Raw genomic sequence first — 1,153 nt, forward strand, 5'->3', positions numbered from 1 at the left:
TGGCGGCCTGAAACACGGGGCATCTCGGAACCGATCCACACGTCCCGGGCCGCCACCGCCTCAACTTGGAAACCCGCGCCCGGAAAAACGTCCTTCCAGCCGCACTTCTTCAGCGGCCTGCTAAGTAAAGTGTGCTGCGGCGTCGCGGAACGTCAGCTTCAAACGGGTTGACAATCAAAGCCAGAGCATCCATATAAAAGTCAGAGGCGCAGACTCGTTTTGCCCTCTTTCCGAGGCCCGCGCGAAAGCGCGGGCTTTCGTGTTTTTGGAGTGCGCTTTGACCTACATTGCCTATTTGGATGAGTTTGGCCACATCGGCCCCTACATTAGCCGCGACGATCCTCAGCACAACGACAGCCCAGTTTTCGGCCTAGCCGGGCTTGTGCTTCCTCTCGATCAGGTCCGCAACTTTGGCACTTGGTTCTATCAGCGCAAATGTGAACTACTGAAGTTCGAGATTGACCGCTCAGATCTGCATCCATCCGTCTGGGAAAAGAAGGGCTCAGCTCTCTACACGGTGCGGAATGTCGAGAGGTACCGAGAGCTGCGCAACTTTACCAACCGGCTTTTCAACAAGATAAAAACGCTTGATGGCTTTGCCTTCTATGTTGGTCAGGGAAAGCACGACTCACCTGACGTTCATGATGCAAACGCCCTTTATCGGCATGTTTTACGCGAGGCGATCAAGCGCATAGACCAGCACTGTGCAGAAGATTGCACACCCGTCGGCCAGTTCCTCCTCGCCCTTGACGAGCACGATCAGCGATCAGCCCTCGTCACACAAGCGGCGATCGCCATGTATGGAACCGATCGGCGACGGTGCCTTGTTGAGCCGCCTTTTCAACTAGAAAGCCATCGCTACCAGACAATGCAAGCCGCTGATTGGATTGCCGGCCTAACAGGTCGCCTCGGCGCCTATTGGAAAGCCCCTGAAGAGTTTGCTGAGAACGAGATCATCTCGACCTACTTCGCCGCGCGCCTGCATCGATGCGCTGTTAGAAGCGGTATCAGGGATTAAACTCTAGGTGTCCCATCCCGGATGATCACATCGACCCTCGCCGACGGGCGCTGTTCCTGGCACGCTCGATCCTGAGCGAGGTTCTGGTCGGGGGGCGGGCATGCTAATCTTTCTTCACAAGCAGGCGACGACAAC

Annotated in this window: 1 protein-coding gene; it reads left to right on the forward strand. The window is 56.3% G+C overall.

The genetic code is table 11. The annotated features are described in order from the left end of the window. Nucleotides 1-277 precede the first annotated feature (277 nt). Nucleotides 278-1,018: a DUF3800 domain-containing protein gene (locus DLJ49_RS21250; protein ID WP_233489401.1), complete on the forward strand. Its 741-nt coding sequence runs from the start codon at nucleotides 278-280 to the stop codon at nucleotides 1,016-1,018. The last annotated feature ends 135 nt before the right edge of the window (nucleotides 1,019-1,153 follow it).

Origin of the sequence: Rhodovulum sp. 12E13, from assembly GCF_003340565.1 — a bacterium.
Lineage (GTDB): Bacteria > Pseudomonadota > Alphaproteobacteria > Rhodobacterales > Rhodobacteraceae > HLUCCA09.